This window comes from Kribbella sp. NPDC104740 (genome assembly GCF_055583505.1).
This window is the reverse complement of sequence record NZ_JBVJNV010000006.1, coordinates 50,189-66,288: the sequence shown is the minus strand read 5'-3', so window position 1 is coordinate 66,288 and position 16,100 is coordinate 50,189. Positions and strand designations below refer to the sequence as shown.

Below are 16,100 nucleotides of genomic sequence, written 5' to 3'. Positions count from 1 at the left end.
CCCCAAACCCTCGCGGGGGGACGCCAGGGGGGGCCGGAGGGACCTGAGACGGGGGTGTGGGTCAAAAGACTGGAACGGAACTGGCGGCGGTCCCCCCCCCCCCCCCCCCGCAGCAACCACAGAGTCGAATCTTCTTGTTGTTCTTGCTACTCCCGGTACGCCGGAGCGACCCCGCTGATCGCGTCGCCCATGCGGTGGACGCGCAGCGCGTTGGTGGAGCCCGGGATGCTGGGCGGGGAACCGGCGACGATGACGACCAGGTCGCCCTTCTGGAGCTTGCCGAGCTCCAGCAGGCGCTGGTCGACCTGGCGGACCATCTCGTCGGTGTGGTCGACGGTCGGGACGATGTGGGTCTCGATGCCCCAGACGACCGACAACCAGGCGCTCACCGACGGGACGGGAGTGAACGCGAGGACCGGGATCTCGGTGCGGTAGCGGGCCAGGCGGAGCGCGGTGTCGCCGGACTGGGTGAAGGCGACCAGGTACTTCGCCTCCAGGGCCTCGGCGACATCCGCCGCGGCCTTGGCGATCACGCCGCCCTTGGTGCGGGGTTCCCAGTCGATCTCGGCGACGCGGCCGAGGCCGTGGTCCTCGGTGGACTCCACGATCCGGGCCATCGTCTTGACGGTCTCGATCGGGAAGCGGCCGACGCTGGTCTCGCCGGACAGCATCACCGCGTCGGCGCCGTCCAGGACGGCGTTGGCGACGTCGGAGGCCTCGGCCCGGGTCGGGCGCGGGGCGGAGATCATCGACTCCAGCATCTGGGTGGCGACGATCACCGGCTTCGCGTTCAGCCGGGCCTGGTCGATGATCAGCTTCTGGACCAGCGGGACCTCCTCCAGCGGGAGCTCCACGCCGAGGTCGCCGCGGGCGACCATGAAGCCGTCGAAGGCCTCGATGATCTCGTCCAGGTTGGCGACCGCCTGCGGCTTCTCGATCTTGGCCACGACCGGGATCTTGTGGCCTTCCTCGGCCATGATCTTGTGCACGATCTGGATGTCGGAGGCGCGCTGCACGAACGACATCGCGATCATGTCGGCCGGCAGGTGCAGGGCCCAGCGCAGGTCCTCGACGTCCTTCTCCGACATCGCCGGGACGCTGACGGTGGCGCCGGGAAGGTTGATGCCCTTGTTGTTGGAGACCGGCCCGCCGACGGTGACGCGGCAGATCACGTCGGTCTCGGTGACCTCCTCGGCGACCAGCGCGACCCGGCCGTCGTCGATCAGCAGCGGGTCACCGGGCTTGACGTCGCCGGGCAGCCCGTCGTACGTCGTACCGCAGATGGTGACGTCACCGGGGACCTCACGGGTGGTGATGGTGAAGCGCTCGCCGTAGGTCAGCGTGACCTTGCCTTCGGCGAACTCCGCCAGCCGGATCTTCGGGCCCTGCAGGTCGACGAGGATGCCGACGTTTTTGCCGGTCTCCTCCGCTGCAGCGCGAATCCGGTGGTAGATGCGCTCGTGCTCGGCGTGGGCGCCGTGGCTCAGGTTCAGCCGAGCGACGTCCATACCTGCTTGGACGAGTTCCAGGATGCGCTCCGGGGCGGCCGTAGCCGGGCCGAGCGTACAAACGATCTTTGCGCGACGCACGTCACAAAACCCTACTCCTACAAGACCACTGGCCCGGTGGTCCGCCCCCGGTTACCGGCCGGTCACCGCGTGGCCGAGCGAGGAGTTCACCTCGCGGACTCACTCCGGCAACGGCCGGTACGTCCCCACGGTCACTTCGCCGGTCAGCTCGGCGGTGACGGTCTGCAGCCCGGTCGGCTGCCCGTCGGCGTACGTGATCAGGGTGACCTCGCCGGGCCGCCTGAGCGTGTAGCCGAGCGCGAACGCGTACGCCGCTCCCCCGGTCGTCCCGTTCGTGTACGTCGTGACCGACCGCCCCTCGACGGTCTTCGTGTCCGGCCCGACCTGCCGGTGCAGGTGTCCCGACACCAGCAGCGACGCGCAGCCGCGGGCCGCGGTCTCCTGGTACGACGCCGGGTCGTGCACCACCATCGTCGAGATCGGCTCGTCCTCGGACTGCGCGCAGGCGATGTCGGCGAGCCGCGTCGACTGCTCGCCGGTGGTCTCGTCGCCGGGCGTGTCGGCGCTGCCGAGCCCGGTCCGGGTGGGGTCGCTGTCGCCGAGGAACCGGATCCCCTCGACCTCGACCGGTTTGCTGTCCAGCACGGTGAACTTGTTGCGCCGCATCGTCTCCTCGACGAACCCGCCGCCGTCGTGGTTGCCGGCGACGGCGACCACCTTGAGGTCCTTGAAGTGCTGGGCCAGCGAGTTGATGCTGAACGCCTCCCACTGCTGCCCCGACGAGGTGTCGTCACCGGCGTCGATCAGCACCTTCGCCCCGGCCACCTTGGCGACCTCGGCGGCGAACGGGTCCATCCCGATGTTGTCGTGCCGGTCGGAGACCAGCAGCGCGACGGTCTCGCCTTCACCGGCCGCCCGGATCCGGCCGCCGACCCGCCCGACCCGGTCCTTCAGCTGCCCGTAGAACTCGGTGGAGCGCTCGTAGGTCTCGAACGCCGTACGGATGACGCCGACGCCGCCGTCGGTGGAGAAACCGGACGCGACCTCGACGTTCTTCAGCCGGTCGTCGAACGACACCTCCGGCAGCAGCTCCCCCAGCGGCCGCCACGCGGTCGGCGGCGCCTGCGCCTGCCGCATCTGCGCCGGCCCGATCACCGACGCGACCGTCACCAGCATCGCGACCAGTACGACGACCGCCCGGTGCCGCACCCGTCGTTCGCCGCGGTGCACGTGCGCGAACAGCTCGCGCCGCCGCACCGGTCCCAGCATCGCCCACAACGTCGCGACGATCACCGTCACCAGCAGCCCGGACCCGGCGCCCGCGACCGCGTTGTCGACCGCCATCTGCTGGACGACCTCGCGGATCCGGGCGATCTCACCGTCGGGCTGGGAGGCGATCAGCGCGTCGCGCTGGAGCAGGTCGTTCAGGTTGGCCGCGTCGGTCTCCTGGACGTCGAGGTTGACGCCGAGGTCGAGCGGCAGGTTCATGTCCAGCCGGAGCCGGGGCAGGATCGCGCCGAGGTCGATGGTGGCGTGCGAGTCGAAGGTCGGCGAGACCTGCGCGGTGTGCGCGCCGACGGTGACCCGCTCGGAGTCGTTGGCGAAGCCGAGCAGGCCGACCACCGACGAGACGACGAACCAGAGCAGGACGAGGATCGCCCACGGCACCGCCTTGCGGAGCCGCGTCCGGGTGATCAGTCGTCGAGGCACGACCACCAACTTAGGGGCCGGAGTCAAACCCCCGCTTGACCGGGCGCGGCGTTTCGGTGAAAGGCCGTGCCCGGCCGGCGGAGGTCAGACCACCAGCGGGCGGGCCGTCGGCGGGATCGGGGTCGGCAGCGTCGACGACCCGGTCAGGAACGCGTCCACGCCGTTGGCCGCCGAGCGGCCCTCGGCGATCGCCCAGACGATCAGCGACTGGCCGCGGCCGGCGTCGCCGCAGGCGAAGACGCCGTCGACCGAGGTCTGGTAGGTCTTGTCCCGCTTGACGTTGCCGCGCTCGTCGAGCTCGACGCCGAGCTGCTCGAGGAAGCCTTCCTTCTCCGGCCCGAGGAAGCCCATCGCCAGCAGCACCAGCTGCGCCGGGATGGTCCGCTCGCTGCCCTCGACGGGGGTGAACTTCCCGTCCACCAGCTCGACCTCGACCAGGTCCAGCCCGGCCACCTGACCGTTGTCATCGGCCACGAACTTGTTGGTCGAGACGGCGTACACCCGGTCGCCGCCCTCCTCGTGCGCGGAGGCGACCCGGTAGATCATCGGGTACGTCGGCCACGGGTGCGCGTCCGGCCGCTCGTCGGACGGGCGCGGCATGATCTCCAGCTGGGTGACGCTGCGCGCCCCCTGCCGGTGCGCCGTCCCGAGGCAGTCGGCTCCGGTGTCACCGCCACCGATGATCACGACATCCTTGTCGGTGGCAACGATCTGGTCCTCGACGGTCTCGCCGAGCGCGACCCGGTTGGCCTGCGGCAGGTACTCCATCGCCTGGTGGATGCCGCCGAACTCCCGGCCGGGCACCGGCAGGTCGCGGGCCGCGGTGGCGCCGGTCGCGACCACGACCGCGTCGTACCGTTGCTTGAGCTGGGTCCCGGTGACGTCCACGCCGACGTTGACGCCGGAGCGGAAGACCGTGCCCTCCTCCTTCATCTGCTGGATCCGGCGCTCGACCTGGGCCTTCTCCATCTTGAACTCGGGGATGCCGAAGCGGAGCAGCCCGCCCGGCGCCGAGGCCCGCTCGTAGACCGCGACGGTGTGCCCGGCGCGGGTGAGCTGCTGGGCGACCGACAGGCCGGCCGGGCCGGACCCGACGACCGCGATCGTCTTGCCGGTCAGCCACTCCGGCGGCTGCGGCCGGACGTCACCGGACTCCCAGGCCTTGTCGACGATCGCGACCTCGACGTTCTTGATCGTCACCGGGTCCTGGTTGATGCCGAGCACGCACGAGGTCTCGCACGGCGCCGGGCAGAGCCGGCCGGTGAACTCCGGGAAGTTGTTGGTCGCGTGCAGCCGCTCGATCGCGCCGGTCCAGTCGTCGCGCCAGACCAGGTCGTTCCACTCCGGGATCAGGTTGCCCAGAGGGCAGCCGGAGTGGCAGAACGGGATGCCGCAGTCCATGCAGCGGCCGGCCTGCTTGCCGATGATCGGCAGCAGCGCCTTGCCGGGGCCACCGGGGTAGACCTCGTTCCAGTCCTGCTTGCGCTCCTCGACCGGACGGCGTTCGGCCACCTCGCGCGGGGTGGTCAGGAATCCCTTCGGGTCAGCCATCAGATGGCCTCCATCATCGCTCGCGTGGTGGCGTCCTCGTCCAGCCCGTCGCGCTCGGCGGCCGCCTTGGCCGCCAGCACCCGGGCGTAGTCGCGGGGCATCACCGTGGTGAACCTGGCCTCGGCGGCGGTCCAGTCCGCGAGCAGCTTGGCCGCCCGCTCCGAACCGGTCTCCTCGTGGTGACGGCGGACCAGGTCCTGCAACAGTTCGGACTCGGTGTCGGTGAGCGGGAGCAGGTCGACCAGCTCCGGGTTCACCAGCGCGGGGTCCAGGTCGAGCACGTGGGCCACGCCGCCCGACATGCCCGCCGCGAAGTTCCGGCCGGTGGCGCCGATCACGACGACCCGGCCACCGGTCATGTACTCGCAGGCGTGGTCGCCGACCGCTTCGACGACCGCGGTGGCACCGGAGTTGCGGACGCAGAACCGTTGCCCCGCGCCACCGTTGATGAACAGCTCACCGGACGTCGCGCCGTACGCGATGACGTTGCCGGCGATGATCTGCGTCGCCGCGTCGAAGCGCGCGTTGCGGTCCGGACGGATCACCACCCGGCCACCGGACAGGCCCTTGCCGACGTAGTCGTTGGCGTCGCCCTCCAGCCGCAGCGTCACGCCCTTCGGCACGAACGCCGCGAACGAGTTGCCGGCCGACCCGGTGAAGGTGAGGTCGACGGTGCCGTCGGGCAGTCCGGCCGCGCGGTACTTCTTGGTGATCTCGTGGCCGAGCATCGTGCCGACCGTCCGGTTCACGTTCCGGATCGGGAGCTGGGCCCGGACCGGTTCGCCGTTCTCGATCGCCGGCGCGCAGATCCGGATCAGCTCGTTGTCGAGCGCCTTGTCCAGGCCGTGGTCCTGGAGCACGGTCTGGTGCAGCGCCGCGCCCTCGGGCAGCGCGGGCACGTGCAGGATCGGCGACAGGTCGAGCCCGTCGGCCTTCCAGTGGTCGACCGCGCGCTTGATGTCCAGCACCTCGGCGTGGCCGATCGCCTCGTCCAGGGTGCGGAAGCCGAGCTCGGCCAGGTACTCGCGGACCTCCTCGGCGATGAACTCGAAGAAGTTCACCACGAACTCCGGCTTGCCGGCGTACCGCTCGCGCAGGACCGGGTTCTGGGTGGCGACGCCGACCGGGCAGGTGTCCAGGTGGCAGACCCGCATCATGATGCAGCCCGACACCACCAGCGGCGCGGTCGCGAAACCGTACTCCTCGGCCCCGAGCAGCGCCGCGACGACGACGTCCCGGCCGGTCTTGAGCTGACCGTCGGTCTGGACGACGATCCGGTCCCGCAGCCCGTTCAGCAGCAGGGTCTGCTGGGTCTCGGCCAGGCCGAGCTCCCAGGGTCCGCCCGCGTGCTTCAGCGAGGTCAGCGGCGCCGCACCGGTGCCTCCGTCGTGACCTGAGATCAGTACGACGTCCGCGTGCGCCTTGCTGACACCGGCGGCGATCGTGCCGACACCGACCTCGGAGACCAGCTTCACGTGCACCCGTGCCGACGGGTTCGCGTTCTTCAGGTCGTGGATCAGCTGCGCCAGGTCCTCGATCGAGTAGATGTCGTGGTGCGGCGGCGGCGAGATCAGGCCGACGCCCGGCGTCGAGTGCCGGGTCCCGGCGACCCACGGGTAGACCTTGTGGCCGGGCAGCTGACCGCCCTCGCCGGGCTTCGCGCCCTGCGCCATCTTGATCTGGATGTCGTCGGAGTTCGTCAGGTACTCCGCGGTGACGCCGAAACGGCCGGACGCGACCTGCTTGATCGAGCTGCGCAGCTCCGGGTTGTGCAGGCGCTCGGAGTCCTCGCCGCCCTCACCGGTGTTCGACTTGCCGCCGAGGCGGTTCATCGCGATCGCCAGCGTGGTGTGCGCCTCGGCGCTGATCGAGCCGTAGCTCATCGCGCCGGTGCTGAACCGCTTGACGATCTCCGCCACCGGCTCGACCTCGTCGATCGAGATCGGGTCGCGGCCGGAAGCGAAGCCGAACAACCCGCGCAGCGTCATCAGCCGCTCGGACTGCTCGTCGACCCGGCTCGTGTACTGCTTGAAGATGTCGTACCGGCCGGTCCGCGTCGAGTGCTGCAGACGGAACACGGTCTCCGGGTCGAACAGGTGCGGCTCGCCCTCGCGGCGCCACTGGTACTCGCCGCCGATCTCGAGCTTGCGGTGCGCCGGCAGGACCCCGCTGGCCGGGTAGGCCCGCAGGTGCCGCCGGTGGACCTCCTCGGCGACGACGTCCAGCCCGATGCCGCCGAGCTTGCTCGCCGTACCGGTGAAGTAGGTGTCCACCAGGTCCGGGGCCAGGCCGGAGGCCTCGAAGATCTGCGCCCCCGTGTACGACGCGACGGTGCTGACGCCCATCTTGGACATCACCTTGAGCACGCCCTTGCCGAGCGACTTCACCACGTTGCGGACCGCCTGCTCGGGCTCGACCCCGGGCAGGTAGGTGCCGCGCCGGGCCAGGTCCTCGGCCGACTCCAGCGCCAGGTACGGGTTGATCGCCGCCGCGCCGTAGCCCATCAGGACCGCGACGTGGTGCACCTCGCGGACGTCACCGGCCTCGACGACCAGACCGACCTGGGTGCGGGTCTTCTCCCGGACCAGGTGGTGGTGCACCGCGGAGGTGAGCAGCAGCGACGGGATCGGCGCCTTCTCGGCGTTGGAGTGCCGGTCGGACAGCACCAGGATCCGGGCGCCGTCGGCGATCGCCGCGGACGCCTCGGCGCACAGCTCGTCGAGCCGCCGCTTCAGCGCGTCGCCGCCGCCCTCGACGTCGTACACGCCGCGCAGGACCGTGGTCGCCAGGCCCGGCATGTCGCCGTCCAGGTTGATGTGCCGGATCTTGGCCAGCTCGTCGTTGGTGATCACCGGGAACGGGATCACCACCTGACGGCAGGACGCCGGACCCGGGTCGAGCAGGTTCGACTCCGGGCCGAGGCTCGACGACAGCGAGGTCACCAGCTCCTCGCGGATCGCGTCCAGCGGCGGGTTCGTCACCTGGGCGAACAGCTGCACGAAGTAGTCGAACAGCAGCCGCGGCCGGTCGCTCAGCACGGCGATCGGGGTGTCGGTACCCATCGAGCCGATCGGCTCCGCGCCGGTCTTGGCCATCGGGGTGAGCAGGACGCGCAGCTCCTCCTCGGTGTACCCGAAGACCTGCTGGCGGCGCGTCACCGACGCGTGGCTGTGGACGACGTGCTCGCGCTCGTGCAGGTCCTCGAACCGGATCAGGCCGGCGTGCAGCCACTCGTCGTACGGGTTCTCGTCGGCCAGCGCGGACTTGACCTCCGCGTCGGTGACGATCCGGTGCGCCTCGACGTCGACCAGGAAGATCCGGCCCGGCTCCAGCCGGCCCTTCTGGGTGACGGTGGCCGGGTCGATGTCCAGGACGCCGGCCTCGGAGGCCAGCACGACCAGGCCGTCCTCGGTGACCCAGTACCGCGAGGGGCGCAGGCCGTTGCGGTCCAGGACCGCGCCGACCTTCGTGCCGTCGGAGAAGACGACCGAGGCGGGACCGTCCCAGGGCTCCATCAGCGTGGAGTGGAACTCGTAGAACGCGCGCCGCTTCGGGTCCATCGTGGCGGCGTTCTCCCACGCCTCCGGGATCATCATCAGCATCGCGTGCGGCAGCGAGCGGCCGCCCAGGTGCAGCAGCTCCAGGACCTCGTCGAAGGACGCGGAGTCCGAGGCGCCCGGCGTACAGATCGGGTAGAGCTGCTCCAGGTCGCCCGGGATCAGGTCGCTGGCCAGCAGGGCCTCGCGGGCGCGCATCCAGTTCCGGTTGCCCTGGACGGTGTTGATCTCACCGTTGTGGGCGATGTACCGGTACGGGTGGGCCAGCGGCCAGGACGGGAACGTGTTGGTGGAGAACCGGCTGTGCACGACGCCGATCGCCGAGGCGAGGTCCGGGTCGGTCAGCTCGGGGAAGAACTTGTCCAGCTGGTCGGTGGTCAGCATCCCCTTGTAGGTGATGGTCCGCCCCGACAGCGACGGGAAGTACGTCGCGGTCTCGCGCTCGGCGCGCTTGCGCAGCCGGAACGCCATCCGCTCCAGGGCCAGACCCAGCACCCGGCCGGCCTTCGACGCGACGAACAGCTGCCGGAACACCGGCATCACCGAGCGCGCGGTGTTTCCGAGCAGGTCCGGCGTGGTCGGGACGTCGCGCCAGCCGAGGACGATCAGGTTCTCCTCGTCGGCCAGCTCCTCGATCCGGGCCACCGCCTTGGCGGCGTCGTCCGGGTCCTGCGGCAGGAACGCGATGCCGGTCGCGTAGGCGCGCGCGACGGGCAGGTCGAAGTCGCAGACCTTGCGGTAGTACGCGTCCGGGACCTGGATCAGGATGCCGGCACCGTCACCGGAGTCGGGCTCGGCGCCGGAGGCGCCACGATGCTCGAGGTTCCGCAGGGCGGCCAAAGCCTTCGCCACGATGTCGTGGCTCGGTTCACCGGTCAGAGTGGCGACGAAGGCGACACCGCACGCGTCGTGCTCGTGCTTGCCGTCGTACAAACCCTCAGCGGGCCTCTGCCGGTCAAAGAAGGGGGGGCTACCAAACATTCAGGGGCTCCCGTCGTCCTACGGTCAACAACTGGCCGCGGGACAACACTGGCCCAAGCCGGGAGTCCCGAGACTACATGATGACGCCCGCCAAATGGACAGCCGTTCCACGGCCGGACGCCCTTTCACTGTTGAGTGTCACGCACTGTAAGCAAGCGCTCACTCTGGTCCCATCTTCCCAGCCGGTGGCGGCCGGGACCACCCGAAATCAGGTGAACATCCGGCGCAGGTTCGGCCAGAGTGGTGCGCTGTGTGGACTCCTCTGACCAGTGGCACCGGGCAGCACAACGGAGGCGTCTGGCGGACGCCGGACGGTTTGGTGGTCAAACGCCTCCTCCGCGGGCCTGAGACGCCCCGCCACCACGCGTACTGGCGCCGCCAGGCCCTGGTGGCCGAGTCCGGGCTGGTACGGCGTACGCCGGGCTTGCGGGCGCCTGAGCTGCTCCGGGTCGAGGAGGACCCCGACGGCCTGCTCCTGTGGACCCAATGGGTCGAGCCGGAACCCCACGACGACCTCGCGCTCGCCGCCGCCCTCGGCCGGTTCGCCACCGCCGATCTGCCCGAGCCGCTCTGGGGCGCTCGTGACGTGCTGCGCGTTCGCCTGGAGACCGTCGCGGCCCGCGGCGGCTGGTCCGCGCTCGACGGTGCGGGCCTGGACGACTCGTTGCTCACGGCCCTCAATCACCTCTGGAGCCGCCGCAGGCAAGCCCTCACCGAGCTCGCCGCGCTCCCCCACGTGCCCACCCACGGTGACGCGCATCCGATCAACCTGATCGGGCGCGACGGTGACGACGTGATCGCGATCGACTGGGAGCAGTTCGGCTTCGCGCCGCTCGGCTTCGATCTCGGGTACCTGCTGCTCGCGTCGTCACACTCGGTGGACGAGCTCGTCGACGCCTTCGGGAATCCGGAGGTACGGCGTGGCACCGTCCTGGTCGCCGCGCTGACCGCGGCCTCGCGAGCAGCTTGGGCACTCGGCCAGCCGGACCCGGATGAGCACCTGCGGCGGCTGCGGGAGCTGACCGACGTGGTCGACGAGGCGGCCGGTTAGCGCTGCGCGGCGCCGGCCGGAGTACTGGACGGTCAGCCCAGCCCCGGGCCGACCAGGGTCCCCACGAAGTACGTGAGCGCCGCCGCGGCGCCGCCGAGGAGGAGTTGGCGGAGGCCGGAGTACCACCAGGAGCGGGTGGTGACGCGGCTGACGATCGCGCCGCAGGCGAAGAGGGCGGTGAGAGACATGACCAGCGCGGGGATCACGTTGGAGGCGCCGAGCAGGTACGGCAGGAGCGGGATGAGGGCGCCGACCGCGAAGCAGACGAACGACGACGCGGCGGCGACCACCGGAGACGGGAGGTCGTTGGGGTCGAGGCCGAGCTCCTCGCGGACGTGCTCTTCGAGGGCCTGCTCGGGGTTGGCGTGGAACTGCTTGGCGACCTGGTCGGCGAGCTCGGGGTCGAGGCCCTTGGCGCGGTAGGTCTCGGCGAGCTCGACCTCCTCGTCGCCGGGGTGGCGCTGGATCTCCAGCCGCTCGACCTCGATCTCCGCGCGGGCCAGCTCACGCTGCGAGGCGACCGAGGTGTACTCCCCCGCGGCCATCGAGAACGCTCCGGCGGCCAGACCCGCGAGCCCGGCGAGCACGATGAAGTGCGAACCGGACTCGGTGCCGCCGTCCATGCCGGCGATCAGCGCGAAGTTGCTGACCAGCCCGTCCATCGCCCCGAAGACGGCCGGCCGCAACCACCCACCGGTCACGTCCCGGTGGGTGTGGTCCCCGGAGTGCTCCGCAGAAACAGCAGAGCCTTCGTCAGTCACGTGACCCGTCGGCGGGCGGGGTGGTGGCCTCGACCTTGGGCTGTTCCTCGGAAGAGTCCTTCTCGGCCGGTACTTCGGCAGAGTCCTCAGACGGCTTGTCCGAGGCCTCCGCCGGTTCGCCGTTCTCCGGGGCCGGCTCGACAGTCCGGATGTCCTCCTGGCCCGGGTGCCGGCGAGCGCTGATCACGAAGAAGATCACCGCGGCGGCGAAGACGATGATCGACGTCCACACGTTCAGGCGCAGGCCCAGCACGTGGTCGGCGGTGTCGATGCGCAGGGCTTCGATCCAGCCGCGGCCGAGCGTGTAGCCGGCGACGTACAGGGCGAAGGCGCGGCCGTGGCCGAGCTTGAAGCGGCGGTCGGCGACGATGACCAGCGCGACCACGCCGAGGTTCCACAGGGCTTCGTACAGGAACGTCGGGTGGAAGGTCGCGAACTGCTCGAAGCCGGCGACGCGGTGCTGCGGGTCGATCTCCAGGCCGAACCAGTGCGTGGTCGGCCGCCCGTACAGCTCCTGGTTCCAGTAGTTGCCGAAGCGGCCGAGCACCTGGGCCAGCGCGATGCCCGGCGCCATCGCGTCCGCGACGGCCAGGAACGGCACCTTGTGCCGGCGGCAGGCGATCCAGGCGCCGAGCGCGCCGAACGCGATCGCGCCCCAGATGCCGAGGCCGCCGTGCCAGATCTTCAGCGCCTCGACCGGGTCGCCGTCCTTGCCGAAGTACCGGTTCCAGTCGGTGACGACGTGGTAGATCCGCGCCCCGACCAGGCCGAACGGCACCGCCCACATGATGATGTCGGCGAGCACCTCGGCCGAGCCGCCGCGGGCGACCCAGCGCTTGCGGCCGAGCCAGTAGCCGACGAAGATGCCGGCCAGGATGCACAGCGCGTACGCGCGCAGCGGCAGTCCGAAGAGGTGCCAGACACCCTGGCTGGGACTGGGGATGAAAGCCGGCACGATCACGGCGGTGAGCTGACTAGACATGGCAAGCACGAACGCTACCCGCCCGGCCCCACCGCGACCACCAACCCGCGGTCACGATGGGGACTCGGAGTGCGACCGGGATCAGCCCTTCGCTTCGGTGACGGCGGCGGTGATGCCTTCCGGCGTCAGCGCGTCGGCCGGCAGGACCTTGTCGTTCACGAAGACCGTCGGCGTGCCCTCGACCTTGCGGCCGTCGGCGGCCTGGCCGACCGACTGCAGCCAGCCGGCGTAGGTGTTGCCCTTCACCGCGGCCTCGAACTTGGCGTCGTCGACCTTGAGCTGCTTGCCGAGCTCGATCAACTGCTCCTCGGTCCACGACTTCGCGAAGTCGGCGTACAGCTCGTTGGCGTAGCTGCGGGCCTTGCCCTCGGCGGCGGCGGCCGCGAAGGCGTTGGCCAGCCGCGGCGAGTTGTCCGGGTTGACGAACATCATCGGCCAGTAGGTCAGCGTCGCGGTGCCGTCGTCGACCAGCTTGTCGATCGCGTCACCGGACTCGTCCTCGAAGTCCTTGCAGTGCGGGCAGCGGAAGTCCAGGTAGACGTCGATGTTGACCTTGGCGCTCGCCTGGCCGACCTTCACGCCCTGGCCGTTGGTGCCGGGACCGGTGATCACGGCCGGCTCCGCCCCGCCGTCGCTGCTGACCGAGACGCCGGAGTTGCTGCGCCAGTACTGGACCCCGACGCCGGCGCCGAGCGCGAGGACCAGGATCACCACCACGACGACGCCGGGCCCGATCCGGCGCTTCTTGCTCTCCAGCAGCGGGTTCACCGGGGTTTTGCTCTTGCTCACGACGCCGTGGCTCCTGTCGGTACGTGGGGATCGGATTCGAGGGCGAACTTGCTGAGCGGCCGGACGAACAGCCAGACCGCGAGGATCAGCAGGCCGGTGTCGCGCAGGATCTCCTGCAGGTACTTCGTCTGACCGGCCGCGACCTGACCGCCGCCGCCGAAGCAGCCGCAGTCGATCGAGAGGCCGCGGGCCCAGGCGGAGGAGACCGCGGCGATGAACACCACCATGAACACCCCGGCGGCCACTCCGGCCGGCCGGGTCCCGAAGCCGACGATCAGCAGCAGGCCGATCGCCATCTCGAGGAACGGCAGACCCCACCCCACCGGGGTCACCAGTGCGTCCGGCAACAACTCGTAGGCCCGGACGGCCTGCGCGGCCATCGCCGGGTCGGCGACCTTGAGGGCACCGGCCACCAGCATCACGACGCCGAGCGCGAGCCGGGCCGCCGTCGACACCCAGGGCATCCAGGCCCGCGGGCTCACCGGTTGTCCTCCACCAGCTTGCCGAAGTCGTGCGCCATGTCACCGATCGCGGCGTTGTCCAGCCACAGCACGGTGGCCTTCTCGTCCTTGCCGAAACCGAGCACCTGGGCGCCGTGCCCGACCTCGTACCCGCCCGACGGCAGCTTCTTCATGCCCTCCACCGGTACGCCGACCGCCTTCGCGATCTCCTTGATCGAGGTCAGCGTCCCGGTCAGCCCGACGAACGACGGGTCGAACCGGTCCAGGTACTTGCGGATCACCGGCCCGGTGTCGCGGGCCGGGTCGGTGGTGACGAACAGCATCTGGACGTCGTTGCGGACCGGCTCGTCGAGCTTGGTCAGCGCCGAGGCGACGTCGGCCATCACCGTCGAGCAGACGTCCGGGCAGTTGGTGTAGCCGAAGAAGACCAGCGTGACCGGTTTGCGGGTCGACGTCCGCAGGTTGAACTCGTTGCCCGCGGTGTCGGTCAGCGACTTGGCCGGCAGCGCGTACGGCCGGTCCAGCACCGCCCCGCGCAACCCGTTCGGGTCGCCGGAAGCGGTGCGGATCACTGCCCCACCGGGGTTGTCGGCCTGCTGCTTGTTCCCGCTGCTGCACCCGGCGAGGGCGAGCAGAGTCACCGCGGCGAAGAAGACGGCCGCGTTCCTGGTTCGACTCACGGGCGTTCTAACGAGCGGCGGGAGCCGTGGGTTCCCGCCGGACGCCTTCGGACAGACTTTCGGTCAGCGCCCGGACGTCGGCCGCACTGTTGCCCGCGGCCTTGACCAGCGCGGACCCGACGATCACCGCGTCCGCGAAGGTGGCGACCTCGGCGGCCTGGTCGGCGTCGGAGACGCCGAGCCCGACCCCGACCGGGAGCTGCGTGGTGGCCTTGGTCCGGGCGACCAGCGGCGCGGCCAGGTCGGAGGCCTGGTCGCGGGTGCCGGTGACACCCATCACAGCGGTCGCGTAGACGAAGCCGCGGCAGTTCGCCGTGGTCATCGCGATCCGGGCGTCGCTCGACGACGGCGAGACCAGGAACACCTTGTCCAGGTCGTGCTTGTCGGCGGCGGCGATCCACTCCGCGCCCTCGTCGGGGACCAGGTCGGGCGTGATCAGCCCGGCCCCGCCGGCGGCGGCGAAGTCGGCGGCGAACCGGTCGACGCCGTACCGCTCGATCGGGTTCCAGTAGGTCATGATCAGCACCGGCACGTCGGAGTACGCCGCCACCTGCTCGATCGTGGTCAGCACGTCGCGGATCCGCAGGCCGCCGGCCAGCGCGATCTCGGCGGCGCGCTGGATGGTCGGGCCGTCCATCACCGGGTCGCTGTACGGCAGGCCGATCTCGAGCACGTCGGCGCCGCCGTCGACCATCGCCTTGATCGCGTCGACACCGCCTTGCAGCGTCGGGTAGCCGGCCGGGAGGTACCCGACCAGCGCGGCCCGCCCGGCGTCGTTCGCGGCCCGGACCGCCCGCCCGGCGTTGCCCAGGGCAACCAGTTCCTCGCTCATGCCTGGGCCTGGCCCTTCTCGATCAGGCCGAACCACTCGCCGGCCGTGTCCATGTCCTTGTCGCCGCGGCCGGACAGGTTCACCAGCAGCACGGCCTCCGGGCCGAGCTCCTTGGCGATCTCCAGCGCGCCGGCGATCGCGTGCGCCGACTCGATCGCCGGGATGATGCCCTCGGTCCGGGCCAGCAGCTTCAGCGCGTCCATCGCGGCCGCGTCGGTCACCGGCCGGTACGCCGCCCGCCCGGTCTCGGCCAGCCACGCGTGCTCCGGGCCGACGCCCGGGTAGTCCAGCCCCGCGGAGATCGAGTGCGACTCGATGGTCTGGCCGTCCTCGTCCTGCAGCAGGTACGACCGCGCACCGTGCAGGACGCCGACCTGACCCGCGGTGATGGTCGCGGCGTGCCGGCCGGTCTCGTACCCGTCGCCGCCGGCCTCGATCCCGTACAGCTTCACGTCGGTGTCCGGCACGAACGCGGCGAACAGGCCGATCGCGTTCGAACCGCCGCCGACACAGGCGATCGCCGCGTCGGGCAGCCGCCCGAGCAGCTCCAGCGACTGGGCCCGCGCCTCGTCGCCGATCCCGCGGACGAAGTCACGCACCATCGCCGGGAACGGGTGGCCGCCGGCCGCCGTACCGAGCAGGTAGTGGGTGTTGTCGACGCTGGCGACCCAGTCGCGCAGGGCCTCGTTGATCGCGTCCTTGAGCGTCCGGGAGCCCGTCGTCACCGGGATCACCTCGGCGCCGAGCAGCTTCATCCGGGCCACGTTCAGCGCCTGGCGCTCGGTGTCGACCTCGCCCATGTAGACCACGCACTCGAGGTCCAGGTACGCGCAGGCGGTCGCCGTCGCGACACCGTGCTGGCCGGCGCCGGTCTCGGCGATCACGCGGGTCTTGCCCATCCGCTTGGTCAGCAGCGCCTGGCCGAGCACGTTGCGGACCTTGTGGGCGCCGGTGTGGTTGAGGTCCTCGCGCTTGAGCAGCATCCGGGCGCCGGCCACGTCGGACAGCCGGGTCGCGTCGTACAGCAGGCTGGGGGTGCCGGCGTACTCGCGCAGCATCCGCTCGAACTCGTCGGTGAAGGCCTTGTCGGCCATCGCCTCCTGCCAGGCCACGGTCAGCTCGTCCAGCGGGCCGATCAGGGCCTCCGGCATGAACCGGCCGCCGAAGCGGCCGAAGTGCCCGAGCTGGTCGGGGAGCACAGCAGTCATTTCCTTCG

General features: G+C 70.8%; 12 protein-coding genes. 1 reads left to right on the top strand and 11 read right to left on the bottom strand.

Annotated elements, in window-relative coordinates; all coding sequences use genetic code 11:
• Positions 1-146: 146 nt before the first annotated feature.
• The 4 genes from pyk to gltB all read right to left on the bottom strand — a co-directional run bounded on the left by pyk (position 147) and on the right by gltB (position 9,328).
• Entirely contained in the window at positions 147-1,589 is a 1,443-nt protein-coding gene (gene pyk, locus ACZ6Z4_RS28405; protein WP_465570334.1) for a pyruvate kinase, read from the bottom strand.
• Positions 1,590-1,688: 99 nt separating this feature from the next.
• Positions 1,689-3,239 carry a metallophosphoesterase family protein gene (locus ACZ6Z4_RS28400; RefSeq protein ID WP_465570330.1) on the bottom strand — a complete coding sequence of 517 codons (1,551 nt, stop codon included), beginning with the start codon at positions 3,237-3,239 and terminating at the stop codon, positions 1,689-1,691.
• Between the two features lie 84 nt (positions 3,240-3,323).
• Positions 3,324-4,790 (bottom strand): glutamate synthase subunit beta, encoded by a 1,467-nt coding sequence (locus ACZ6Z4_RS28395; protein ID WP_465570327.1) that lies wholly within the window; start codon positions 4,788-4,790, stop codon positions 3,324-3,326.
• Entirely contained in the window at positions 4,790-9,328 is a 4,539-nt protein-coding gene (gltB, locus tag ACZ6Z4_RS28390) for a glutamate synthase large subunit (protein ID WP_465570325.1), read from the bottom strand. Before gltB ends, ACZ6Z4_RS28395 begins: the two co-directional genes overlap by 1 nt.
• Before the next feature lie 250 nt (positions 9,329-9,578).
• On the opposite strand from gltB, the gene ACZ6Z4_RS28385 reads away from it, so the two are divergent.
• Entirely contained in the window at positions 9,579-10,379 is an 801-nt protein-coding gene (locus ACZ6Z4_RS28385) for a phosphotransferase (RefSeq protein ID WP_465570322.1), read from the top strand.
• A 32-nt stretch (positions 10,380-10,411) separates the two neighbouring features.
• On the opposite strand, the gene ACZ6Z4_RS28380 is transcribed toward ACZ6Z4_RS28385, so the two are convergent.
• The 7 genes from ACZ6Z4_RS28380 to trpB all read right to left on the bottom strand — a co-directional run bounded on the left by ACZ6Z4_RS28380 (position 10,412) and on the right by trpB (position 16,092).
• Entirely contained in the window at positions 10,412-11,140 is a 729-nt protein-coding gene (locus tag ACZ6Z4_RS28380) for a VIT1/CCC1 transporter family protein (protein WP_465570318.1), read from the bottom strand.
• Positions 11,133-12,122 (bottom strand): prolipoprotein diacylglyceryl transferase, encoded by a 990-nt coding sequence (gene lgt / locus ACZ6Z4_RS28375; RefSeq protein WP_465570316.1) that lies wholly within the window; start codon positions 12,120-12,122, stop codon positions 11,133-11,135. Before lgt ends, ACZ6Z4_RS28380 begins: the two co-directional genes overlap by 8 nt.
• A gap of 81 nt (positions 12,123-12,203) precedes the next feature.
• On the bottom strand, positions 12,204-12,911 hold the full coding sequence (locus ACZ6Z4_RS28370) for a DsbA family protein (protein WP_465570313.1): 708 nt from the start codon (positions 12,909-12,911) through the stop codon (positions 12,204-12,206).
• Positions 12,908-13,393, bottom strand: a complete 486-nt coding sequence (locus ACZ6Z4_RS28365) for a DoxX family protein (RefSeq protein WP_465570311.1) — start codon at positions 13,391-13,393, stop codon at positions 12,908-12,910. The genes ACZ6Z4_RS28370 and ACZ6Z4_RS28365 overlap by 4 nt, the downstream gene beginning before the upstream one ends.
• Positions 13,390-14,052 carry an SCO family protein gene (locus tag ACZ6Z4_RS28360; protein WP_465570308.1) on the bottom strand — a complete coding sequence of 221 codons (663 nt, stop codon included), beginning with the start codon at positions 14,050-14,052 and terminating at the stop codon, positions 13,390-13,392. The genes ACZ6Z4_RS28365 and ACZ6Z4_RS28360 overlap by 4 nt, the downstream gene beginning before the upstream one ends.
• A gap of 7 nt (positions 14,053-14,059) precedes the next feature.
• Positions 14,060-14,884: a tryptophan synthase subunit alpha gene (gene trpA / locus ACZ6Z4_RS28355; RefSeq protein WP_465570306.1), complete on the bottom strand. Its 825-nt coding sequence runs from the start codon at positions 14,882-14,884 to the stop codon at positions 14,060-14,062.
• Positions 14,881-16,092 (bottom strand): tryptophan synthase subunit beta, encoded by a 1,212-nt coding sequence (gene trpB, locus ACZ6Z4_RS28350; RefSeq protein WP_465570303.1) that lies wholly within the window; start codon positions 16,090-16,092, stop codon positions 14,881-14,883. Before trpB ends, trpA begins: the two co-directional genes overlap by 4 nt.
• Positions 16,093-16,100 lie beyond the last annotated feature (8 nt).